Source organism: Methylocella silvestris, assembly GCF_002891535.1.
Lineage (GTDB): Bacteria > Pseudomonadota > Alphaproteobacteria > Rhizobiales > Beijerinckiaceae > Methylocapsa > Methylocapsa silvestris_A.
The window spans coordinates 90,040-112,099 of the sequence record NZ_PDZR01000001.1; the positions used below are offsets into that span (position 1 = coordinate 90,040).

Consider the following 22,060-nt stretch of genomic DNA (forward strand, 5'->3'; position numbering starts at 1 on the left):
CTTCAGGCGAGCGCCAGCGCCTCTGCTTCAGACGCCGCGGCCCAGGCAAATTCCGGCAGCTGATGCCGCGCGAAAGTGAATTGGCGCCGCGCATAAGCGCGCGTGTCGCGCTTGCCGAGGCGGATCGCCTCATCTTGCGGGATCTTTCCCTCAAGATGGGCGATGAGATGCGGAACGCCATGCGCGCGCATCAGCGGCAACGCCGGATCGAGGCAGCGGCGGCGCAGCGCTTCGACTTCCTCCCACGCGCCGGAGGCGAGCATCGCCTCAAAGCGCTCATCTATGCGGAGATTCAGCGCGGCCCGCTCCGGACTGAGGAAGATCGCCCGCGTCGCGGCGGGATCGAGAACGGGCGGCCCGCGCTGGCTCTGAAATGAAGCAAGGCTGCGTCCCGTGGCCTCCAGCACTTCCAGCGCGCGCAAAAGCCGTTGCGGGTCGCTTGGCCGCAGCCGCGCCGCCATCAAGGGATCGCGCGCGGAAAGCTCAGCATGAAGCTCCGCGGCGGCGAGGCCCTCGGTCCGCGCCCGCAGATTTGCGCGGACGTCGTCCGGCACGGCAGGAATGTCGGACAGGCCCTGCGTCAGCGCCTTGAAATAAAGTCCGGTGCCGCCGACAAAGATCGGCAGGGCCCCCGCCTGGCGGGTCTCTTCGAGGATGTTTCGCGCCGCTTCCAGCCAGAGGCCGACCGAGAAGTTGACGGCGCCATCGATCGCGCCGAACAGGCGGTGTGGCGCGCGCTGCTCTTCGGCAGCGCTCGGGCGGGCGCTGAGGATGCGCAGATCGCGGTAGACCTGTATGGAATCCGCGTTAATGAGGATGCCGCCAAGTTTTTCGGCGACGCGCAGCGCCAAGGCGGACTTGCCGCTCGCTGTCGGGCCGGCGATGAGAAGGGCCGAGTATTTTGCGGCGGCCATTTAGATCAGGCCGAATTGGGCCCCGTAAACCTTAAACGGTCGCCCGGCGCAATTCGCGCGGCAGCGGGAAGAAGACGCCTTCATTGGCGGTCGAAACCTCCTCGACATGCAGATCGAAGCGCTCGGCGAAGGCGTCCATGATCTCCTCGACCAGGATTTCCGGCGCCGAGGCGCCCGCTGTGATCGCTAGCGAGGAGATATTGGCGAATAACTCCCATTCGACGTCTTCGGCGCGCAGCACGAGGCGGGCGAGCTTGCAGCCTGAGCGTTCGGCGACTTCCTTCAGCCGCTGCGAATTCGACGAATTGGACGAGCCGACGACGATCAGGGCGTCGACGATCGGGGCGACCTGCTTGACCGCTTCCTGCCGGTTGGTGGTGGCGTAGCAGATATCCTCGCGATGCGGCCCGACGATGTCGGGGAAACGCTGGGTCAGCGCCTCGACCATGCTCCGGGTGTCATCGACCGACAGCGTCGTCTGCGTCACATAGGAAAGATTATGCTCGTCCTCGACCTGCAGCGAGGCGATGTCCTCGATGGTCTGGACCAGAATGATCGATCCCGCCGGCAGCTGGCCGATTGTGCCGACGACTTCCGGGTGGCCGGCGTGACCGACGAGAAGAACCTGCCGGCCCCTCTTGTGGTGCAGTTCGGCCTCGCGATGCACTTTGGTCACAAGCGGGCAGGTGGCGTCGATCGCAAAAATATTGCGCGTCGCCGCCTCGACCGGAATCGATTTCGGCACGCCATGGGCGGAGAAAATGACAGGCTGCGAGGTGTCGGGCACTTCGTCGAGCTCCTCGACGAAGACCGCGCCTTTGGACTTCAGCGTCTCGACCACATATTTATTGTGCACGATCTCATGGCGTACATAAACAGGGGCGCCATAGATGCGCAGCGCCTCCTCGACGGCGTCGATGGCGCGCACCACCCCGGCGCAAAAGCCGCGCGGGGCGCAAAGAAGGACGTTCAGCTTCGGCTTGACTGTCATGCGGTTCCCGCCTTGAGCACAAGGTCAGGTTTAGGCGCCCGCGCAATTGCGTGTCAAGCGCGGGGCCGGCGAGGGCCTTTGGCTCAGGCTTGTCACATAGGCCCATCCGTGCTTGCAAATAAGGGGTTTTGCGGCGCGAAAGGATGGTCAATGTCGGATCTTGCGGATCTTTTTCCTGGCTTCGCCACCCATTGGATCGACATCGACTCAGGGCGCTTTTTCGTGCGCTCGCATGGCGAAGGGCCGCCGCTTCTGCTGCTGCACGGCTATCCGCAGACCCATGTTGAATGGCACAAGGTCGCGCCGGCGCTGGCGGAGCGCTTCACGGTCGTGCTGATGGACATGCGCGGCTATGGCTGGTCGAGCGCGCCGGCAAGCAAGAAGGGCGCGCTCTATACCAAGCGCCTGATGGCGCAGGACGCCATCGCGGTGATGGAGCAGCTCGGCCATATCCGTTTCAGCCTTGTCGGCCATGACCGCGGCGGCCGCGTCGGCTACCGGCTCGCGCTCGATCATCCCGAACGGCTCGAAAAGCTCGCGCTGATCGATATCATCCCGACCGCGGCGCGCTGGGCGAGCCTCAACGCTGCGGAGGCGCTCAAGGGATATCACTGGCTGTTTCTGGCGCAGCCGGAGCCTTTCCCGGAAACCCTGATCGGCGGGGCGGCGAACTATTATGTCGATCACACGCTCGCCAGCTGGACCCTTGGCAAAAGCCTCGCAGCCTTCGATCCGCGCGCCCTGGCGCACTACCGCGCCGCCCTCAACGAGCCTTCGCGCATTCACGCGACCTGCGAGGATTATCGCGCCGGCGCGAGCCTCGACCGCGCCGACGATGAGGCGGATCAGGCCGCCGGCAGGAAAATCACGACGCCGCTCTGCGTGCTCTGGGGCGGACGCGGCTTAGGCGGCGGCGACGCCTCGACCCTCGACATCTGGGGGCAATGGGCGACAAATGTCACGGGTCAGGCGATCCATGGCGGACATTTTCTGCCGGAGGAGAACCCCCAGACGACGCTGGAGGCGCTGCTGGCGTTTTTGTAAGGAGAGCCGGCTTCCGCCGCCGCGCCTTTTGGTCTGCGCCATAAAGCCGTAGCTTCCAAAACCACGGCCTCAGCCTTGGTGTCGCCAACAAATTGATTTTATTGTTTCCCGAACGGGAGGAAGTCGATGAAAACGGCGGCAATTGCATCAGCGGCAGCACTCGCCGCCATGTTTTTTCATGGCGCGCAGGCCCTGGCGCAAGACGTGGAGACGCCGGCGACAGGGCGCTTCGTTCATGCCCCGAAAGCGTCCGTGACGACGCCTTCCTCGAGCATCGCCAAATCCGCCGAAGCAGGCAAAGCGGCGCACACGAACACAAAATTCATAGGACCGAAGGGCCTTGCTCCGTCAAACGCGGCGGGGCCGCGCTCCGGCGCGGCGCCGGCCGGAAGCCCGCCTTACGCGGACTATGGCTTTGAAACGCCCGCTTCGCTCGCCTGTCTCTACGGGCTGGTCGCCGCTTCCGCGGGATGCAATCCAAACGTCGCGTCCGCCGTGCCGACCGCCAAGGGCGCCAAGGCGATCGCTTTGGTGGACGCCTATGACTATCCGACCGCCCTCAGCGATCTGCAAACCTTCAGCGTTCAGTTTGGCCTTCCCCTGCCCAATCTGATCGTGAAATACGCCACGGCGGCCGGCTCGTGCAATGGACCAAAGCCGGCGAATGATTCCGGCTGGGAGGGCGAGGAAGCGCTCGACGTTCAAATGGCGCACGCCATGGCGCCGCAGGCGACCCTTTACCTCGTCGAGGCGCAGGACAACTCCAACGCTAATTTGGCAGGGGCGGTCGCTTGCGCCAACAGCCTGCTTCAGGCGAGCGGGGGCGGCGAAGTCTCGATGAGCTGGGGCGGAAGCGAAGTCTCGAACTACGAAAACTATTTCAGCGCAAACAACGTCGTCTATTTCGCGTCGAGCGGCGACGCCCCGGGGCCAAGCTGGCCTTCGACCTCGCCGAATGTCGTCTCGGTTGGCGGAACGAGCATCGCCCGCGACCCGCAAACCTACAAATTCCTGCATTATGCAAGCTGGAGCGAGGCCGGGGGCGGCGCGAGCGAAATTTTCCCGCGGCCGACCTATCAAAGCGGCGCGGGCATAACCGGAACGGCCCGGCTGACGCCTGATATCTCGGCCGTCGCCAACCCTGACACCGGCGTGTGGGTTTATGACAGCAATCCGTACTACGGCACAGGCTGGTATGTGTACGGCGGCACCAGCGTCGCGGCGCCGCTGGTGGCGGCGATCACCAACGCGCATAATAATTTCAGGGCCAACACGGCGACGGAGCTGACCGCGATCTACAAGGCGAAAAAGGCGAGCGCCAAAGCCTTCGCGACGGCCACCATCGGCTATTGCGGCCCTTATGCGGCCTATCAGCCCACCACGAAGTGGAACATTTGCCTCGGCGTTGGGACGATCAAGGGAACGGGAACCGCAAATGTCCTGCCGGTGGTGGATGCGCAGGAATAGCTCTCGCGCAGCCTCGTTGAAAATCCTCTAGCGCCTCTGCGCAAAAAACCGCCGCAGCAATGCCGCCGCCTCGCTGGCGCGCAGTCCCTCATAGACCTCCGGCGCGTGGTGGCAGGTGGATTGCGCGAAAAAGCGCGGGCCATGCTCCACCGCTCCGCCTTTCGGATCGAGGGCGGCGAAATAAAGCCGCCTCACCCGCGCAAAAGAGATCGCCGCCGCGCACATGGCGCAGGGCTCAAGCGTCACGTAAAGATCGCAGCCCGCGAGCCGCTGCGAACCAAGCGCCCTGGCTGCGGCGCGGATCGCCAGCATTTCGGCATGCGCGGTTGGATCGTCGTCGGCGAGGGTCCGATTACCCGCGCGCGCCAGAATGGCGCCGTCCCGGACGATGACGGCGCCCACAGGCACTTCTCCGCGCGCGAAGGCTGCCTCTGCCTCTTCGAAGGCGGCGGACATGGGATCGGTCAAATTTCTAGTCTCCGCGGCGGCGCTTTTTGAAAATCATCACGCGCCCATGTAACCGTTCTGCCGGCCTTCGATCCAGCGATCGCCCCAACTCTTGAGGACGCGGTTTTGCGGAAAATTCTGATTATTGGCGTCGGCTCGGGGGATCCGGCGCAGATCACGATCCAGGCGATCGAGGCGCTGAACCGGACGGATGTCTTTTTCATCCCCGACAAGGGCGCGGAAAAATCTGGCCTGCGCCAGCAGAGGCTGGAAATCTGCGAACGCTATCTCAAATCGGCGTCGCCTCGCTTCGTCGAATATAAAACGCCGCCACGCGCAAAAACTTCAGACTACAAAGCCGATGTCGCCGACTGGCATGAAGCGATCGCGGCGACCTTCGAGGCGCTTTTCGCGTGCGAGCTCGGAGAGACCGCATGCGGCGCCTTTCTCGTCTGGGGCGATCCGGCGCTTTATGATTCAACCTTGCGGATCGTCGAGACCCTGCATGCGCGGGGCGCCTTGGCGTTCGACTATGAAATCATTCCGGGCATCAGCAGCGTGCAGGCGCTGGCGGCACAGCACAAAATCGCGCTGAACCGCATAGGTGAGCCGGTGCATATCACCACGGGCCGCAAGCTCCGTGACAACTTCCCCGACAACGCCGACAGCGTCGTCGTGATGCTCGATGGCGAAGAATCCTTCGCCGCTCTCGAAGACGAGGATCTCGAAATCTACTGGGGCGCCAATATCGGCTGTGCCGAACAGGCGCTCGCGTCGGGCCGGCTTGGCGACGTCAAGGACCGCATCAAGGAGCTGCGCGCGCGCGTGCGCGCCGCCGCCGGCTGGGTCATGGACGTTTATCTGCTGCGCAAACCGCCGCGCTGACTCTCTCTGCGGCGTCACGCGGGCGCGCGCGCTCCGGGGAAAGCGGCAAGACAGGCGAGACGAACAGATAGCCGCGCAAGGCGCCGATGATCGTGCGCGAGGCGACGATCAGCCAGAGCGCCGCAAGACAGAGCACAAGCGCCCCTCCGAAAGCGGAGAGAGCCTCAAGGTATTGTTATGAGATTATCCCCCCTCTTCGCCCGATGACGAGCAAATCATGACGCTGGAACAGCTTCGAATCTTCGTCGCCGTCGCAGAACGCGAGCATGTGACGGCTGCCGCCCGCGCGCTCAATCTGACGCAATCGGCCGCGAGCAGCGCGATCGCGGCGCTCGAGGCGCGTTATGGAACGCAGTTGTTCGATCGCATCGGACGACGGATCGAACTCACGCAGGCGGGCCGGCTCTTTCTTGGCGAAGCGCGCTCGGTGCTGTCCTGCGCGGAGACGGCGGAGCGGGCGCTCGCCGACATCGCGGGATTGCGGCGCGGCATCCTGTCGGTGAAAGCCAGTCAGACGATCGCCAATTATTGGTTGCCGCGCCATCTCGCCGCCTTTCAGCACGCCTACCCACTGGTCTTGCTCAAGCTTTCCATCGGCAACAGCGCCGAAGTCGCCGACGCGGTCGAAGACGGCTCGGCCGACATCGGCTTTCTCGAAGGCATGGTCGAAAGCCGGCGCATAATCCTTTCGCCGGTGGCGCGCGACCAGATGATTCTGATCGTTCCGCCGCAGCATGAATGGATGGCGCGCGCGACGCTCGGGCGCGAGGATCTCGTCGGAGCCCGCTGGGTGATGCGCGAACAGGGCTCCGGCACGCGCTCTGCTTTCGAGGCCTCGCTGGCGACGCTCGGCGTCGAGCCGGCGGCGCTCAACGTTGTCGTCGAGATGCCTTCGAACGAGTCGGTGCGCGCCGCCGTCGAGGCCGGTTTCGGCGTCAGCGCGCTATCCGCCTCGGTCGCCGCGCCGAGCCTTGAAGCCGGGCTTCTGTGCGAGGCGCCTTTGCGGCTCGGCGATCGCCCCTTTTACGAGGTCGCGAGCCGCGAGCGGCGGCGCAGCCAGGCGGCCGGGGCGCTTTTGGGTGTTATTGCAAATGCCGCCGCCCCGGCCCAAATGAGTTCTTCGTCTCGAAAAAGATGACGATCGCCCCGAGCCCCTCTATAAGCTCGAATCCTTCCAAATCGGATCGGACGCCGCCAATGCCTCCCTATCGCTCTCGCACCACGACGCATGGACGCAATATGGCCGGCGCGCGCGGACTTTGGCGCGCCACCGGCATGAAGGACGGCGATTTCGGCAAGCCGATCATCGCTGTCGCCAATTCCTTCACGCAATTCGTGCCGGGCCACGTTCATCTGAAGGACCTCGGCCAGCTGGTTGCGCGCGAGATCGAGGCGGCGGGCGGAGTCGCCAAGGAATTCAACACCATCGCGGTCGATGACGGCATCGCCATGGGGCATGACGGCATGCTCTATAGCCTGCCTTCCCGCGAGATCATCGCCGACTCTGTCGAATATATGGTCAACGCCCATTGCGCCGACGCGATCGTCTGCATCTCGAATTGCGACAAGATCACGCCCGGCATGCTGATGGCCGCGCTCCGTCTCAACATCCCGGTCGTGTTCGTCTCCGGCGGGCCGATGGAGGCGGGCAAGGTCCTGCTCGGCGGCAAGACCAAGGCGCTCGATCTCGTCGACGCGATGGTCGCAGCCGCCGACGACAAAGTGTCTGAAGCCGATGTTGCGGCGATCGAGCGCTCCGCTTGCCCGACCTGCGGCTCGTGCTCGGGCATGTTCACCGCCAATTCGATGAATTGCCTTACCGAGGCGCTCGGCCTCGCGCTGCCGGGCAATGGCTCGATGCTGGCGACGCATGGCGACCGCAAGCGCCTCTTCGTCGAGGCCGGCCATCTCATCGTCGATCTCGCCCGGCGCTATTACGAGCAGGACGATAGCTCCGTGCTGCCGCGCTCGATCGCGAGCTTTGCCGCTTTCGAGAACGCCATGACGCTCGATATTTCGATGGGCGGCTCGACCAATACCGTGCTGCATCTTCTCGCCGCTGCGCATGAGGGCGAAATCAACTTCACCATGGCCGACATCGACCGTTTGTCGCGGCGGGTCCCCGTTTTGTGCAAGGTCGCGCCCGCGGTCGCCGACGTGCATGTCGAGGACGTGCATCGCGCCGGCGGCGTCATGGCGATCCTTGGCGAGCTCGAACGCGCCGGGCTGATCCATGGCGATCTGCCTGTGGTCCATGCGCCGAGCCTCAAGGAGGCGCTGGAGCGCTGGGATTTGCGGCGCACGTCCAGCGAATCCGTCGCCGAGTTTTTCCGCGCCGCGCCGGGAGGCGTGCCGACGCAGGTCGCGTTCAGCCAGAACGCCCGCTGGAAAGAGACCGATGTCGACCGCGCAAGCGGGGTCATCCGCGACGTCGAACATGCCTTTTCCAAGGATGGCGGCCTCGCCGTGCTCTATGGCAATCTCGCCGAGGACGGTGCGATCGTGAAGACGGCCGGCGTCGACGCCTCGATCCTCGTCTTTTCCGGCCCCGCGCGCGTGTTCGAGAGCCAGGACGCCGCCGTCGAGGCGATCCTCGCCAATCAGATCAAGGCAGGCGACGTCCTCGTTATTCGCTATGAAGGGCCGCGCGGCGGACCCGGCATGCAGGAAATGCTCTATCCGACCAGCTATCTGAAATCGAAAGGCCTTGGCAAAGCCTGCGCGCTGATTACCGACGGGCGTTTTTCCGGCGGCACGTCGGGCCTCTCGATCGGCCATGTTTCGCCGGAAGCGGCGGAAGGGGGGCTGATCGGGCTCGTCGAGGAGGGCGATTCGATCCAGATCGACATTCCGAACCGGTGCCTGCATCTCGACATTTCCGATGAGGCGCTCGCCCATCGCCGCGCCGCGATGGCGGAAAAAGGCAAGGGCGCATGGAAGCCCGCGCATCGGACGCGAAAAGTCTCGACCGCGCTCAGGGCCTATGCGGCGATGGCGACCAGCGCCGCGCGCGGCGCTGTGCGCGACGTCGATCAGCTGTTTCACTAGTGTTCATGGGCGCGAGGGCGCGTTTGGCATGAGCGCCGCCGAAATCCCGCCAGGCATGACGACCGAGACGCTGGCTGCGATTTCTCTTCGCCCGCGTCGACCCGGCGATTTCGACGCGCTCGCGGCGCTCTGGATCGAAAGCTGGACCGAAGCGATGCCGGGACTCGATTTTTCAGCGCGACGGGACTGGCTTCGCGCCCATCTTGATGTGCTGGAAGCGGGTGGGGGCGAGACGCTCTGCGCCTGTGACCGCGATGGCGGTCTGTTGGGCTTTGTCGCTGTCAATCCGCGGACCGGCTACCTCGACCAGATCGCCGTTTCGGTTGCGGCGAAAGGCGCGGGACTGGCCGGCCTCCTTCTTGACGCGGCGCGGCGCGTCGCCTGCGCGCCGCTCCGACTCGACGTCAATCAGGACAATCCGCGCGCGCTGGCTTTTTATCGGAAAGAGGGCTTCGTGACCGCGGAAGAGGGCGTCAACCCGATGTCGGGGCTCAAGACCTTTCAGCTTCGCGCCGGCTGATTTATTTTAAGCGATCGCTTTAGCGGCTGAAAAATTTCTTTGCTGCAACCTTCTGACAAAAAAATCTGTCAGGGGGCTTGAGGTTTTCCCTCAATCAATGCATGTAAGCCGCGCATAGCGACGCGGCTGTCGAAAGACGCCCGCGTATATTAGCGCACGAGGAATTTAGATGCTTCAACAGTTTGTCACGGTACAGGATCTTGGCGGAAAGCCGCTCAAGCGCGTTCTGATGACGACCTCTGACGAAGGCGTCCACGTCGCCGATCCCGGCATGCTGTACGCCATCCGCTTTGGCGTCTCGCGCCCGATCGCGGTCAGCCCGGAACAGGTCTACAACTTCGATCCGCCTATCTTCGACGATCTTTTGGCGCAATGGCAAGCTGAAAAACAGACTTGCGCGATGACCTGGGCGAAGCTCGGCCAGTTTCAGCCCATGGAAGACGATGAAGACGACTTCGACTGCGACGACTAGCCGCAGTTTTCAACTCTAAGCATTGAGCGCCCTCCATCTGGATGGGCGCTTTTTTAATGCCGATTTCTTTTCCGCAAATCTATTCTGCGGCCTGATCGGACTTCATGGCCGCCGCGCCGGTTTCAAACTGGAGCTTGGCGAGCCGCGCGTAAAGTCCGTTGCGCGCGACGAGGCTCGCATGCGTGCCCTCCTCGACGACGATTCCGCCATCGAGAACGAGAATGCGGTCGGCGTTGAGCACGGTCGCGAGGCGGTGCGCGATGACGAGGGTGGTGCGTTCCGACATCACCCGTTCGAGCGCGGTCTGCACCAGCACTTCATTTTCCGCGTCGAGCGCGGAGGTTGCCTCATCCAGCAGCAGCACCGGCGCATCCTGGAGAATCGCGCGGGCGATGGCGATCCGCTGGCGTTGCCCGCCTGAGAAGGTAAGGCCGCGCTCGCCCGCGCGCGAGGCATAGCCCTCGGGCAGGGCGCTGATGAATTCATCGGCGGCGGCCCGGCGCGCGGCCGAGCGCACGTCTTCATCGCTCGCGTCCGGCTTGCCGTAGCGGATGTTGTCCGCCATGGAAATGCCGAAGATCACCGGATCCTGCGGCACATTCTTGATGCGCTTGCGCAGTTCGGCGGGGTCCGCCGTCTTGATGTCGACGCCGTCGAGCAGGATGCGTCCGGCCGAGGGATCGTAGAAGCGCTGCAGCAGCTGGAACAAGGTGGTTTTGCCAGCCCCTGACGGGCCGACGATCGCCACCGTTTCGCCGGGTGCGACGGCGAAGGAAAGACCGCTCAGCGCCGCGTCATTCGGCCGGCTCGGATAGGAGAAGACGACGTCTTCAAAGCGGATCTCGCCGCGGGCGGCCGCGGGAAAGGCCACGGGGGTGGCGGGCGCGGTGATGACCGGCTGAATCGCGAGAATTTCGGAAATCCGTCCCGCCGCGCCTCCGGCCGCCGCGACCTCACCCCAGACTTGGCTGAGTTCGCTCAGCGCACTTGCGCCAAGCAGGGCGTAAAGCAGGAATTGCGACAGTGCGCCGCCGCTGATGCGGCCGGCCAGCACGTCATGGGCGCCGAACCACAGCACCGCGACAATGCTCGAAAAAACCAGAAATATCACGATGGTGGTCAGCCGCGCGCGGGCGAAGGCGGCTTTGCGCGCTGCCCCAAACGCTTCCTCCGTCGAGGTCGAGAAACGCCGCGCCGTCGCGGTTTCCGCGCCAAAAGCCTGCATGACGCGCACGGCCGACAGATTTTCGCTGGCGTAGGCGGTGGCGTCGGCCAGCGTGTCCTGCGCCGCCCGCGAGCGCTTGCGCACCAGCCGCCCCGAGGCGACGAGCGGCAGGACGATGACAGGAATGGCGATCAGCACGAAGGCCGAAAGCTTTGGGCTCGTATAGATCATCATGGCGATGGCGCCGACGCAGAGCAGGAAGTTTCGCAGCGCCGCCGCGGCCGTCGTCGTAAATCCGGCCCGCATCTGCGTCATGTCGGCGGTCAGCCGCGACATCAGTTCGCCGATGCGCGCCGTATCGAAAAAACTGGCGTCGAGCCGGCACAGATGTTCGAACACCTTCGATCTGAGATCGGCGACAATGCGCTCGCCGAGCGAATTCACGAAATAATAGCGCGAGCCAGAGGCCAGCGCGAGAACCGCCGCGACGCCGACGAGGGCGAAGAAATACTGGTTGATGAGGCCGGCGCTTTCGGAGGTGAAGCCGAAGTCGACCATGCGGCGGATCGCCAGCGGCACCGCCAGGGTCGAGACCGCCGCCGCCATCACCGCCGCGAGCGCGCCGGCGATCTGACCCTTATAGCGCAGCACATAGGGCAGGAGCGGCAGCAGCGCGCGCGGCGAAGGCTTGGCTTCACCAGAGGCTGCGGCCTCGACGGCGAGGACGCCTTCGGCGGGCGCGGCGGCTGAAGCCTTGCGGGAAAAGCGCTTGCGGGAAACGGCGGGGTCTGTCGTCACGGTCATCATTGATCTCGATCCGCAGCGCTTTTGCTTGTTGGCGGCGATGGCGGATGTTGCCGCCTTTTAAGGCCGTGGCATGGCCGGATCGCGATAGCCAGTCCGGACGGCGTCAATTTTTTGTTTATTTCAAAAGACGGGTGAAAATCCAGTCCGCGCTTGGTGTTGCGATCAGGCGGCGCTCTCCGCCGCCTGCGCGGTCCTCGCCTCGATCGCGGCGAGAAGAATGCAAAGGGCGATGCCCTCCGAGGCCGCCTGCACCTCCCTGAGCGTCGGAAAGGTCGGAGCGAGGCGCAGATTGCTGTCGTCCGGATCCTCGCCGTAGGGCCAGGTCGCGCCGGCGGGCGTCAGGGCGACGCCGGCGGCCTTCGCCAGTTCGACGACGCGCCGCGCCGTCCCCGCGCTCGCCTCAACGCTGACGAAATATCCGCCCTGCGGGACGCTCCAGTTTGCTGCGCCGGTTCCGGCGAGATGACGCTCCAGCGCCTCGATCACGGCGGCGAATTTCGGCGCGATCAGCGCGCGATGGGCGTCCATATGCGCGTTGATCCCGTCGGCGTCGCGCAGAAAGCGCACGTGGCGCAACTGGTTCAGCTTGTCAGGGCCGATCGAGCGCTTCGAGGCGCTGGAAAGGTACCATTTCACATTGGCCGGCGAGCTTGCGAAAAAGGCGAGCCCCGCGCCGGCGAGGGTAATCTTCGAGGTCGAGGCGAAGACGAACGCCCGGTCGGGGTTTCCGGCGCGCGCGCATTCCTCAAGGATGTTGGCGACGGTGATGCGCTGCGCCGTCAAATGGTGGACGCAATAAGCATCGTCCCAGAAAATCCGAAAGTCGCGCGCGCCCGTGCGCATGGCGGCGAGCCGGGCGACCGTCGCATCGGAATAGATATCGCCGGTCGGATTGGAATATTTCGGCACCGCCCAAATGCCCTTGACGGAGGGGTCGGCGGCAAGGCGCTCGACCTCGTCCATGACGGGGCCCTCGCCGGTCATGCGCACGGGCAGCATGCGCACGCCATATTCCTCGCAGATCGCGAAATGGCGGTCATAGCCGGGCGAGGGGCAGATAAAGGCAATGCTCTCCTCCTTCGCCCATGGCCGCGCCGAGCCCGGGACGCCCTTCGTCAGGGCGTAGACGAGGCTGTCATGCATCAGCGCAAGGCTTGAATTGTCGCCGACGACGATCTGTTCCGGCGGCGCGCCGAGGATCGGCGCGATGAGCGCCCGCGCTTCGGCGAGCCCCTGCAGATTGCCGTAATTGCGCGCGTCTTCCCCCGCCTCGCTGCGATAATCGGCGTTGCCGAGCAGCGACAACATCGCATTGGCGAGGTCGAGTTGATCGGGGGCCGGCTTGCCGCGCGTCATGTCGAGCTTCAGCCCCTGTGCGCGAAAGGCGTCGTAATTCGCCTGGACGCTGGCGCGCAGCGCCGCAAGCTCGGCGTTGGAAAGTCGGTCGATGGGGGTCATGGGGCCGTCGTCCCGGCAGGATGGATGGGTTAAGGCGGGGGCAAGATTTTCGACGTACATAGCCTCCCGGCCGCATCAGCGCCAGAGCGTCGTCGCCGCAGCCTGCGCGGCGCGGGAGCCTTGGCGCAAACGAAGGCTGTTGCCCAATCGCCCGCCATGGTGATATTGCCGCGAGACGAACCCTAGAGGAACGATGCAAGAATCCGGCGAAGGGAGCGCGGCGGCGTGACTGCGGACACGGTTCTGGTCACAGGAGCTTCGGGCTTCGTCGGATCGGCGGTCGCGCGCGCGTTGACGCATTCGGGCTATAGCGTCAGGGCGCTGCTGCGGCCGACGGCGACGCGTGAGAATCTGTACGGGCTGGACGCCGAAATCGTCGAAGGCGACATGTGCGAAATGCGCTCGGTCGAAAAGGCGATGGCCGGCGCGCGCTTTCTTTTTCACGTCGCGGCCGATTACCGTCTCTGGGCGCGTGATCCCGGCGAAATCGTGCGCACCAACCGTGACGGCACGCGCGTCCTGATGCAGGCGGCTCTGCGCGAAGGCGTCGAACGCATCGTCTATACGAGCAGTGTGGCGACGATCGCCTGCCGGGACAATGGCGCGCCCGCGGACGAAACCAGCTCGCTGGCCGAATGCAACGCCGTCGGCGCCTATAAGCGCAGCAAGGTGCTGGCGGAGCAGATCGTCAAAGACATGATTGTTCGCGATCAATTGCCGGCGATCATCGTCCACCCTTCGACGCCGGTCGGGCCTCGCGACGTCAGGCCGACGCCGACCGGCCGCATCATTCTCGAGGCGGCGATGGGGCGCATGCCGGGCTATGTCGACACGGGCCTCAATCTTGTCCATGTCGACGACGTGGCGTCGGGTCATGTCGCGGCGCTGCGCCGCGGCAAGATCGGCGAACGCTATATTCTGGGCGGTCAGGACGTGCCGCTGGCGGGCATGTTGAAAGACATTGCGGAGCTTTGCGGGCGCCATCCGCCCTGGCTTCGCCTGCCGCGCGCGCTCGTCTATCCCTTCGCCCTCGCCGCCGAGGCCGCGGCGCATCTTACCCACAAAGAACCCTTCGTGACGATCGACGGTTTGCGCATGTCGCGCCACACCATGTTCTTCAGCTCGGCCAAGGCCGAGCGTTGCCTTGGCTATGTGGCTCGGCCCTATCGCGAAGCGCTGAACGACGCCCTGAACTGGTTCACCGAAAACGGACGGCTGAAATGAGCGCGGTGGAACAGGCTCCCTCGAAGACGCATAAGGGCGAAAATTTTCCCGTCGCCTCGTTGCTGATCGCGCCGGAGCGCCGGGCGCCGATTCTCGCCTATTACCGTTTTGCCCGCGGCGCCGACGATGTCGCGGACAATGGCGCGCTGACGTCGCAGCAGAAACTCGACGGCCTCGATCAGTTCGAGGCGACGCTGCTCGGCAAGAGCGAGGCGGCCCCGGCGGCAAAACCGCTGCGCGCCGCGCTCGCCGCCGACAGGCGTCTCACGGCGCGTCATGCGCTGGATCTCCTCACCGCCTTCCGGATGGACGCGGTCAAGACGCGCTATGCGAGCTTTGACGAACTGATGACCTATTGCGCGTTTTCGGCGGCGCCGGTCGGACGCTTCGTTCTCGACGTTCACGGCGAGAGCGAGACGACCTGGGCCGCCTCCGACGCGCTGTGCAGCGCGCTGCAGATCATCAATCATATGCAGGATTGCGCGGCCGATTACCGCAATCTCGATCGCGTCTATCTCCCGCAGGATCTTCTAAAATCCTGCTGCGCGCCAGTCGAGGAGCTCGCAGCGCCCTCAGCGCCCCCGCATCTGCGGGCGGCGCTCGACAGGCTCGTGGCCAAGACCGCGGTCTTGATCGAGCAGGGGGAAAAACTTCCCGGCGAGGTGCGCGACATCCGCCTCAGCCTCGAAACCGCGGTGATTGCGACGCTGGCGAAGCGACTGAATCTGATCCTCAAGCGGCGCGATCCGCTCAGCGAGGAAACCCATCTGTCGAAACCTGCGACGCTCGGCTTTGCCTGCGTTGGCGTCGTCTCCGCGCTATCGGGATTGGCGCGCCGCTCGCTCGCCCCGATGCCGAAGGCGGCGACGTGAGCGGGCAGATCGAGAAAAATAAGGAGATTGAAGCGGTCGTCGCCGCGGCGCGCGCGCCGCAAGATGACGCCGCCGCCACGCAATCGCGCGGCAGCTCCTTCTATTTCGCCATGCGCATGCTGCCGCAGGCGCAGCGCGACGCGATGTTCGAGATCTACTCATTTTGCCGCGCTGTCGACGACATCGCCGACGACGGCGGTCCGCTGCCGCCACGCTGCGCGGCGCTGGCAAAATGGCGGCGCGACATCGACGCCCTCTATGCCGGATCGCCGCCCCCGGAGATGGCCCACGGCCTCATTGCCGCCGTGGCGGCGTTCAGGCTGGAGCGCGAGGATTTTCATGCGGTGATCGACGGCATGGAGATGGATCTTGCTGGCGACATCCGGGCGCCCGATCTCGCGACGCTCGATCTTTACTGCGACCGCGTCGCCAGCGCCGTCGGCCGGCTTAGCGTCAGGATTTTCGGCGTCCCTGAGAGCGAAGGCCGCCCGCTCGCCTTTCATCTCGGCCGGGCGCTGCAACTGACGAACATCCTGCGCGACCTCGATGAGGACGCTGCGATCGGCCGGCTTTATCTACCGCGCGAAACGCTGGCCGCGGCCGGGGTCTCTTTCGCAACGCCTGAGGCGGCGCTGGCCGATTCCGGGCTCGACGCGGCGAGCGCTCCGGTCATCCTTCGCGCAAAGGATCATTTTCACGCGGCGCGCGTGATCATGGCGCGCTGTCCGCGCCAGTCCGTCCGCGCGCCGATGATCATGGCCGACGCGTATGAGCCGATCCTCGATGGGCTCGCCCATCGCGGCTTCGCCCCGCCGCGCAAGCGCATCCGGACGTCGAAATGGCGCGTCCTTGTCGCGATCCTGCGGCACGGCCTGATCTGATGCGCGCGCGCTAAATGGCGAGGTCAACCGTTCATATCGTCGGCGCCGGGCTCGCCGGGCTCGCCGCGGCGGTTCGCCTGGCCGGCGGCCCGCGCGACGTCATCGTCTACGAGGCGGCGCGGCAGGCGGGCGGGCGCTGCCGCTCCTATTTCGACACGTCGCTCGGGCTTGTGATCGACAATGGCAATCACCTTCTGTTGTCTGGCAACGCCGCGGCGCTCGATTTCCTGAAGACGGTTGGCGGCCTCAAATCGGTCTGGCAGGCGGCCGAGGCGGATTTTCCCTTCATCGATCTTTCGACCGGCGCGCGCTGGCGCCTGCGCCCGAACGCCGGGCCGCTGCCGTGGTGGATTTTTCTGAAGGGCCGGCGCGTCCCGGCCACGCGCTGGCGCGACTATTTCGGCCTCGCCGGTCTTCTCTTTGAGCGCTCCGACAGGCGCATTGACGAGGTGATCGCTTGCAACGGGCCTCTCTATGAGCGGCTGTGGCGTCCCTTTCTTCTCGCGGCGCTGAACACCGATCCGCCCGAGGGCTCGACGCTTCTCGCAAGCGCAGTCGTGCGCGAGAGCCTGGCGCGCGGCGGCGGCGCCTGCCGGCCAATCATTGCGCACGGGCTCTCAAGCGCCTTCATCGAGCCGGCGTTGCTTTATCTCGTCAAGCGCGGCGCCGATGTGAGGCTCGACCACCGGCTGCGCAAAATCGGTTTCGACGGCGCGCGCGCCAGCGCGCTCGATTTTGGCGACGCGCGCACGGAACTCGGGCCGGACGACGAACTCATTCTGGCGGCGCCGGCGCCGGTCGCACAGGATCTGCTGCCGGGACTTGAGGCTCCCGTCGAATTTCGCGCCATCGTCAACGCGCATTTCAAAATCGATCCGCCGCAAAATCTGCCGCCGATCCTTGGGGTCGTCAACGGGACGATCGAATGGGTGTTTGCTTTCAAGGACCGGATCTCGATCACGATTAGCGGCGCCGACCGCCTGCTCGACATCGGCCGCGAAGAGCTCGCCGCCACGATCTGGGCCGAGACAGCGTGCGCCTGCGGCCTCGATCAACCGCTGCCGCCCTGGCAGATCATCAAGGAAAAGCGCGCGACCTTTGCCGCGACGCCGGTTGAGAACGCCCGCCGTCCCGGCGCGGCGACGGATTTCGCCAATGTGACGCTCGCCGGCGACTGGACGGCGACGGGCCTGCCCGCGACGATCGAAGGAGCTGTGCGCTCCGGCCATCGCGCCGCCGCAGCGGTCGCGGCGCGGCCGCGAAAAAGCGGCTAATTTGCCACAGGTCTTCGCCGAAAGGCGCCGGTCATGTTGTGCATCCTCTTGTTTTAACGCATGATCTTGACGAAAGGCTATGCGGCTTTTTCAAGAGCAGGGCGCCGAAAGCAGCAAGATTTTCGGACCGTCATCATCCTCCAAACAGTTGGAATCGATCACGTTTCATGATTTTGGATGGGTTCAATCCGCGATCTGGCTTTCCCCAAGAGGTTGCAGTGGACGATAGAGTTGGCGCCGCGACATTCGAAGCCCAGCCGAGCGCCGGGTTCGGACCGATCGAGGCTGCGATTTCCCGTGGTCGCGCGGCTTTGCTGGCTACGCAGAAGCCGGACGGCCATTTTGTCTTCGAGCTCGAAGCCGATGTGTCGATTCCGGCCGAATATATTCTGTTCCGGCATTTTCTCGGCGATCCGGCCGAGGCGGAGATCGAGCGCAAGATCGGCGTCTATCTGCGCCGCCATCAGACCGCGGCCGGCGGATGGCCGCTGTTCGCCGAGGGCGTTTTCAATGTCTCGAGTTCGGTCAAAGCCTATTTCGCGCTGAAAATTATCGGCGACGATCCCGACGCGCCGCATATGGCGAAGGCCCGCAACGCCATTCTCGCCCATGGCGGCGCCGCCCAATCCAATGTCTTTACCCGCTCGCTGCTCGCGCTCTACGGCGAAGTCCCCTGGCGCGCCGTACCGGCGATGCCGGTCGAGATCATGCATCTGCCGCGCTGGTTCCCGTTCCATCTGAGCAAGATTTCCTATTGGGGCCGCACGGTCATCGCGCCCCTGATCGTGGTTCATGCGCTGAAGCCGCGGGCGAAGAATCCGCGTAAAATCACGGTGTCCGAGCTTTTCGTCGCGCCGGCCGAAACCGTGTCCCGTTGGCCGGGAGCGCCGCACAAGTCCTTTCCCTGGACGACCATCTTCGGCGCGATCGACCGCGTGCTGCACAAAACGGAGCCGTTGCTGCCGGCTCGCTCGCATCAAACCGCCATCGACAAGGCGGTCGCCTTCGTCACCGAGCGCCTGAATGGCGAGGATGGGCTTGGCGCGATCTATCCGGCGATGGCCTATTCCGCGATGATGTTTTTCGCGCTCGGCGCGCCGCTATCCGATTCGCGGATCGTGCAGATCCGGAAGGCGATCGACCGTCTGCTGGTCATCAAGGACGATGAAGCCTATTGCCAGCCCTGCGTTTCGCCCGTCTGGGACACAGCGCTCGCGAGCCACGCTTTGATGGAGAGCGCCTCGCAGCGGCTGGAGGCGCGAGCGGCCCCGGCCGCGGCGGCGGTCTTTGAAGCGCTGGATTGGCTGAAGCCGCTGCAGGTGCTCGACGTCAAGGGCGATTGGGCGACGCAAAATCCCGACGTCCGGCCGGGCGGCTGGGCATTTCAATACGCCAATCCGCATTATCCCGATCTCGACGATACGGCGGTCGTCGTGCTGGCGATGGATCGCGCCGTCAAGACCTCGCCCCTGATCGCGGGGGAGGAAGAGACCGCCTATGTCGAGGCGATTTCGCGGGCGCGGGAATGGATTCTCGGGCTGCAGAGCGCCAATGGCGGCTTCGGCGCCTTCGACGCCGACAATGACCGTGATTATCTGAACTATATCCCCTTCGCCGACCATGGCGCGCTGCTTGATCCGCCGACCGCCGACGTCACGGCCCGCTGCGTCTCTATGCTTGGCCAGCTTGGCGAGCGGCCGGAGACGAGTCCGGCGCTCTCCCGCGCCATCGATTACCTGCTGTCCGAGCAGGAGGAGGAGGGCAGCTGGTTCGGCCGCTGGGGCATGAATTATATCTACGGCACCTGGTCGGTCCTCAGCGCCTTCAACGCCGTTGAACGTCCTGCCGACTGCCCCGCGACGCGGAAGGCGGCGGCCTGGCTGAAGCGCATCCAGAATCCCGACGGCGGCTGGGGCGAAGACGGCGAGAGCTATGCGCTTGGCTATAAGGGCTATGATCCTGCGCCTAGCACCGCCTCGCAGACGGCCTGGGCGTTGCTGGCGCTGATGGCGGCCGGCGAAGTCGATGCGCCGGAAGTCGCGCTTGGCCTCGATTATCTCGTCCGGACGCAGGCGGACGATGGATTCTGGGACGAGGCGCGCTTTACCGCCACCGGTTTTCCGCGCGTATTCTATTTGCGTTATCACGGCTACGCCAAATTCTTTCCGCTCTGGGCGATGGCGCGCTACCGCAATCTGAAAAGCGGCAATCGGCTCAAGACGCGGTTCGGGATGTGACCATGGCCTTATCAGGCGCCGACGGGCGGCGGGGCCAACGACCGGGGCGGATCATCGCCGTGACGGGCCTCAAGGCCGAAGCGAAGATCGCCGCCGGCGAGGGCGTCCATGTCATCGCCGGGGGTGGCGACGGGGCGCGGCTTCGCCGGGACATCGAGGCGGCGGCGCCGGAGGCGAGCGCGATCGTCAGCTTCGGCGTCGCCGGCGGCCTCGCGCCCGGGCTGCAACGCGGCGCGCTCTTTGTTGCACGCAAGATCATCGCGGAGGATGGATCGTTTTTCGACGCAGATCCCGATTGGTCGCTGGCGCTGCGGGCCGCGCTTGGCGCAGCGATGGCCGATTTTGCCGGGGTCGACGCGGCCGTCGCGGGCATTGAGGCCAAGCGCGCCCTGCATCTGCGCACGGGCGCCCACCTCGTCGACATGGAATCCCACATCGCCGCGGATGTCGCGGGCAGGCTCGGCATTCCGTTCGCAGCGGTGCGGGCGGTCGCCGATCCGGCGGAACGGCAATTGCCGCATGCCGCGCTTGTCGCCATGCGGCCCGACGGCGGCCTCGCCCTCGGCGCGCTCACGCGTTCGCTCGCGCGCGATCCGCGGCAGATCCCGCATCTGGTTCACACCGCCCGCGACGCGCGGGCGGCGTTCAAAAGCCTACTCCGCGGCCGAAAGATGCTCGCCGTCGGCTTTGCCCTCCCGGATTTCGTCGAGCTTGTGCTGAACATGCCGGCTGAAGACGAACTCGGCGGGCCGCTGCCGGTCTAGCGCGATGTCGGGCGACATCGGCCCCGTCGTCCGGATGCCGCCGATTGCGACTTTTAGCGCCGCGAGCGGGTTTTTGAACGCCTCATCGACGGCGGTCGCCTCAAAGCCGCAATGGACCATGCAGTCGGCGCATTTTTCATAATTGCCGGTGCCGTAACGGTCCCAGTCGGTCCCCTCCATCAATTCCTTGAAGGTCGAGACATAGCCTTCGCCGAGGAGATAGCAGGGCCGCTGCCAGCCGAACACGGTCCGGGTCGGATTGCCCCACGGCGTGCAATGATAGGTGCGGTTGCCGGCTAGGAAGTCGAGGAAAAGCGTCGACTGGAAGAACGGCCAAGCCTTGCCGCCCTTGCCGCGTGAAAAGATGTCGCGAAACAGCGTCTTGGTCTTCTCGCGGTTGAGAAAATGCTGCTGGTCAGGCGCGCGCTCATAGGCATAGCCTGGCGAGACGGTGATGCCCTCGATGCCAATCGCGGCGACGTCGTCGAAGAAGGCGGCGACGCGCGCGGGCTCGGCGTTGTTGAACAGCGTGCAATTGATGGTGACGCGAAATCCCGCCTCCTTGGCGAGCTTCAGCGCTTTCAGCGCGCGGTCGTAAACCCCGGTCTGGCAGACCGAATGGTCATGCATTTCCTTGTCGCCATCGAGGTGGATCGACCAGTTGAAGTAGCGGTTCGGCTTGTATTTGTGCAGATTCTTCTCAAGCAGCAGCGCATTGGTGCACACGGTCACGAATTTGCGCCGGGCGATGGCGCCTTCGACGATCTGCGGCAGCTCCTTATGCAAGAGCGGCTCGCCGCCAGCGATCACGACCACGGGCGCGCCGCATTCGTCGATGGCGCCGAGGCAGTCGGCGAGGGGCAGGCGCTGGTTCAGGATTTCGTCGGGATAGTCGATCTTGCCGCAGCCGGCGCAGGCGAGATTGCACCGAAACAGCGGCTCGAGCATCAGCACCAGCGGAAAGCGTTTGCGGCCGGCGATGCGCTGGCGGACGACGTAGCCGCCGATCTGGGCCATCTGAAGGACTGAAATTCCCAATGCGTGCTCCTGATAAAGCGGCCCGGCGACGTCGGGCGCTCCAAGTCCTCGATCACAATGCGGCTCGATCGAGCCGCCAAGGCGATCATTTGACCGCTGTCCATCCCGCCTCGCTTCGCGGGCGGCCTATTTAGACCTGCGGCGCCGATTCACAAAATGGCGCTCCTGGGAATCCCGGGCGAAACCCGCCCCAAGCTTGGGCTGCCAGACGATATCATATGAAAAGCGTCTCCAATTTAACAGGCGATGGCTTGGCGCGCAGCTCAAATTTGAATGCGAATCATTGCAACGCTCGGGGCAAAATCGCATCGGTGGCAATTGCGGCAAAGCAGGAAAGGCGCCGGATGCTAGGGCGGCGAACGGGACCGGCTCATAAAATCGCATCGCGCGCGGAGCGCGACAGCGAAATGCGGAAGCCGCCTTTCGGGTAGGATTATCTTTAAGTAGTTGATAAAAAACGAATTTAAGCCGTAGAGTGAATCGGAAGGCAATTTCGTCCGAAATCATCCGGCCCTAGCGCCCGCCGCAATGTGCCTTTAGAACCGGGCGAGG

General features: G+C 64.8%; 19 protein-coding genes. 13 read left to right on the plus strand and 6 right to left on the minus strand.

What is annotated here, in order from left to right; genetic code table 11:
* Nucleotides 1-2 precede the first annotated feature (2 nt).
* Together miaA and ispH are read right to left on the minus strand one after the other, a co-directional pair.
* On the minus strand, nucleotides 3-914 hold the full coding sequence (gene miaA, locus CR492_RS00435) for a tRNA (adenosine(37)-N6)-dimethylallyltransferase MiaA (protein WP_102841756.1): 912 nt from the start codon (nucleotides 912-914) through the stop codon (nucleotides 3-5).
* Nucleotides 915-945: 31 nt separating this feature from the next.
* Nucleotides 946-1,905 carry a 4-hydroxy-3-methylbut-2-enyl diphosphate reductase gene (ispH, locus tag CR492_RS00440; protein ID WP_102841757.1) on the minus strand — a complete coding sequence of 320 codons (960 nt, stop codon included), beginning with the start codon at nucleotides 1,903-1,905 and terminating at the stop codon, nucleotides 946-948.
* Nucleotides 1,906-2,055: 150 nt separating this feature from the next.
* On the opposite strand from ispH, the gene CR492_RS00445 reads away from it, so the two are divergent.
* Together CR492_RS00445 and CR492_RS00450 are read left to right on the plus strand one after the other, a co-directional pair.
* On the plus strand, nucleotides 2,056-2,949 hold the full coding sequence (locus tag CR492_RS00445; protein ID WP_102841758.1) for an alpha/beta fold hydrolase: 894 nt from the start codon (nucleotides 2,056-2,058) through the stop codon (nucleotides 2,947-2,949).
* 126 nt (nucleotides 2,950-3,075) lie between these two features.
* Nucleotides 3,076-4,416 (plus strand): S53 family peptidase, encoded by a 1,341-nt coding sequence (locus CR492_RS00450; RefSeq protein ID WP_146030122.1) that lies wholly within the window; start codon nucleotides 3,076-3,078, stop codon nucleotides 4,414-4,416.
* Nucleotides 4,417-4,443: 27 nt separating this feature from the next.
* On the opposite strand, the gene CR492_RS00455 is transcribed toward CR492_RS00450, so the two are convergent.
* Complete coding sequence (locus tag CR492_RS00455; RefSeq protein ID WP_102841760.1) at nucleotides 4,444-4,872, minus strand: nucleoside deaminase; 429 nt, start codon at nucleotides 4,870-4,872, stop codon at nucleotides 4,444-4,446.
* A gap of 117 nt (nucleotides 4,873-4,989) precedes the next feature.
* Here CR492_RS00455 and cobF point away from each other — a divergent pair, with 117 nt between their 5' ends.
* The 5 genes from cobF to CR492_RS00480 all read left to right on the plus strand — a co-directional run bounded on the left by cobF (nucleotide 4,990) and on the right by CR492_RS00480 (nucleotide 9,788).
* On the plus strand, nucleotides 4,990-5,748 hold the full coding sequence (gene cobF / locus CR492_RS00460) for a precorrin-6A synthase (deacetylating) (RefSeq protein WP_102841761.1): 759 nt from the start codon (nucleotides 4,990-4,992) through the stop codon (nucleotides 5,746-5,748).
* 217 nt (nucleotides 5,749-5,965) lie between these two features.
* Nucleotides 5,966-6,886 (plus strand): LysR substrate-binding domain-containing protein, encoded by a 921-nt coding sequence (locus tag CR492_RS00465; RefSeq protein WP_102841762.1) that lies wholly within the window; start codon nucleotides 5,966-5,968, stop codon nucleotides 6,884-6,886.
* A 59-nt stretch (nucleotides 6,887-6,945) separates the two neighbouring features.
* Nucleotides 6,946-8,796, plus strand: a complete 1,851-nt coding sequence (ilvD, locus tag CR492_RS00470) for a dihydroxy-acid dehydratase (protein ID WP_102841763.1) — start codon at nucleotides 6,946-6,948, stop codon at nucleotides 8,794-8,796.
* Nucleotides 8,797-8,824: 28 nt separating this feature from the next.
* Nucleotides 8,825-9,316, plus strand: coding sequence for a GNAT family N-acetyltransferase (locus CR492_RS00475; protein WP_102841764.1), 492 nt, complete (start codon nucleotides 8,825-8,827; stop codon nucleotides 9,314-9,316).
* A gap of 169 nt (nucleotides 9,317-9,485) precedes the next feature.
* Entirely contained in the window at nucleotides 9,486-9,788 is a 303-nt protein-coding gene (locus tag CR492_RS00480; RefSeq protein ID WP_102841765.1) for a hypothetical protein, read from the plus strand.
* 79 nt (nucleotides 9,789-9,867) lie between these two features.
* Here CR492_RS00480 and CR492_RS00485 read toward each other — a convergent pair whose 3' ends face one another.
* Together CR492_RS00485 and CR492_RS00490 are read right to left on the minus strand one after the other, a co-directional pair.
* Nucleotides 9,868-11,760, minus strand: a complete 1,893-nt coding sequence (locus CR492_RS00485) for an ABC transporter transmembrane domain-containing protein (protein ID WP_102841766.1) — start codon at nucleotides 11,758-11,760, stop codon at nucleotides 9,868-9,870.
* A gap of 162 nt (nucleotides 11,761-11,922) precedes the next feature.
* Complete coding sequence (locus CR492_RS00490; RefSeq protein WP_102842294.1) at nucleotides 11,923-13,218, minus strand: aminotransferase class I/II-fold pyridoxal phosphate-dependent enzyme; 1,296 nt, start codon at nucleotides 13,216-13,218, stop codon at nucleotides 11,923-11,925.
* A 225-nt stretch (nucleotides 13,219-13,443) separates the two neighbouring features.
* Here CR492_RS00490 and hpnA point away from each other — a divergent pair, with 225 nt between their 5' ends.
* From hpnA to CR492_RS00520, 6 genes are all read left to right on the plus strand, one after another.
* A complete protein-coding gene (hpnA, locus tag CR492_RS00495) occupies nucleotides 13,444-14,442 on the plus strand; it encodes a hopanoid-associated sugar epimerase (protein WP_102841767.1) in 999 nt (332 codons plus the stop codon).
* A complete protein-coding gene (hpnC, locus tag CR492_RS00500) occupies nucleotides 14,439-15,314 on the plus strand; it encodes a squalene synthase HpnC (RefSeq protein WP_102841768.1) in 876 nt (291 codons plus the stop codon). Before hpnA ends, hpnC begins: the two co-directional genes overlap by 4 nt.
* Nucleotides 15,315-15,424: 110 nt before the next feature.
* Nucleotides 15,425-16,195: a presqualene diphosphate synthase HpnD gene (gene hpnD, locus CR492_RS00505; RefSeq protein ID WP_245411940.1), complete on the plus strand. Its 771-nt coding sequence runs from the start codon at nucleotides 15,425-15,427 to the stop codon at nucleotides 16,193-16,195.
* A 14-nt stretch (nucleotides 16,196-16,209) separates the two neighbouring features.
* Complete coding sequence (gene hpnE, locus CR492_RS00510) at nucleotides 16,210-17,469, plus strand: hydroxysqualene dehydroxylase HpnE (RefSeq protein WP_102841769.1); 1,260 nt, start codon at nucleotides 16,210-16,212, stop codon at nucleotides 17,467-17,469.
* Between the two features lie 218 nt (nucleotides 17,470-17,687).
* Nucleotides 17,688-19,706, plus strand: coding sequence for a squalene--hopene cyclase (gene shc / locus CR492_RS00515; protein ID WP_102841770.1), 2,019 nt, complete (start codon nucleotides 17,688-17,690; stop codon nucleotides 19,704-19,706).
* A gap of 2 nt (nucleotides 19,707-19,708) precedes the next feature.
* The gene (locus CR492_RS00520; protein WP_102841771.1) at nucleotides 19,709-20,470 is read left to right on the plus strand and encodes a phosphorylase; all 762 of its coding nucleotides are present in this window, start codon (nucleotides 19,709-19,711) and stop codon (nucleotides 20,468-20,470) included.
* Here CR492_RS00520 and hpnH read toward each other — a convergent pair.
* Nucleotides 20,360-21,508, minus strand: coding sequence for an adenosyl-hopene transferase HpnH (hpnH, locus tag CR492_RS00525; RefSeq protein WP_102841772.1), 1,149 nt, complete (start codon nucleotides 21,506-21,508; stop codon nucleotides 20,360-20,362). The genes CR492_RS00520 and hpnH overlap by 111 nt on opposite strands.
* Nucleotides 21,509-22,060: the final 552 nt, after the last annotated feature.

What these genes read in the sequence shown, in the direction of transcription:
- miaA (WP_102841756.1), bottom strand. Translation starts at nt 914, where the DNA reads ATGGCCGCCGCAAAATACTCGGCCCTTCTCATCGCCGGCCCGACAGCG.
- ispH (WP_102841757.1), bottom strand. Translation starts at nt 1,905, where the DNA reads ATGACAGTCAAGCCGAAGCTGAACGTCCTTCTTTGCGCCCCGCGCGGC.
- CR492_RS00445 (WP_102841758.1), top strand. Translation starts at nt 2,056, where the DNA reads ATGTCGGATCTTGCGGATCTTTTTCCTGGCTTCGCCACCCATTGGATC.
- CR492_RS00450 (WP_146030122.1), top strand. Translation starts at nt 3,076, where the DNA reads ATGAAAACGGCGGCAATTGCATCAGCGGCAGCACTCGCCGCCATGTTT.
- CR492_RS00455 (WP_102841760.1), bottom strand. Translation starts at nt 4,872, where the DNA reads ATGTCCGCCGCCTTCGAAGAGGCAGAGGCAGCCTTCGCGCGCGGAGAA.
- CR492_RS00465 (WP_102841762.1), top strand. Translation starts at nt 5,966, where the DNA reads ATGACGCTGGAACAGCTTCGAATCTTCGTCGCCGTCGCAGAACGCGAG.
- ilvD (WP_102841763.1), top strand. Translation starts at nt 6,946, where the DNA reads ATGCCTCCCTATCGCTCTCGCACCACGACGCATGGACGCAATATGGCC.
- CR492_RS00475 (WP_102841764.1), top strand. Translation starts at nt 8,825, where the DNA reads ATGAGCGCCGCCGAAATCCCGCCAGGCATGACGACCGAGACGCTGGCT.
- CR492_RS00480 (WP_102841765.1), top strand. Translation starts at nt 9,486, where the DNA reads ATGCTTCAACAGTTTGTCACGGTACAGGATCTTGGCGGAAAGCCGCTC.
- CR492_RS00485 (WP_102841766.1), bottom strand. Translation starts at nt 11,760, where the DNA reads ATGATGACCGTGACGACAGACCCCGCCGTTTCCCGCAAGCGCTTTTCC.
- CR492_RS00490 (WP_102842294.1), bottom strand. Translation starts at nt 13,218, where the DNA reads ATGACCCCCATCGACCGACTTTCCAACGCCGAGCTTGCGGCGCTGCGC.
- hpnC (WP_102841768.1), top strand. Translation starts at nt 14,439, where the DNA reads ATGAGCGCGGTGGAACAGGCTCCCTCGAAGACGCATAAGGGCGAAAAT.
- hpnD (WP_245411940.1), top strand. Translation starts at nt 15,425, where the DNA reads ATGCGCATGCTGCCGCAGGCGCAGCGCGACGCGATGTTCGAGATCTAC.
- hpnE (WP_102841769.1), top strand. Translation starts at nt 16,210, where the DNA reads ATGGCGAGGTCAACCGTTCATATCGTCGGCGCCGGGCTCGCCGGGCTC.
- CR492_RS00520 (WP_102841771.1), top strand. Translation starts at nt 19,709, where the DNA reads ATGGCCTTATCAGGCGCCGACGGGCGGCGGGGCCAACGACCGGGGCGG.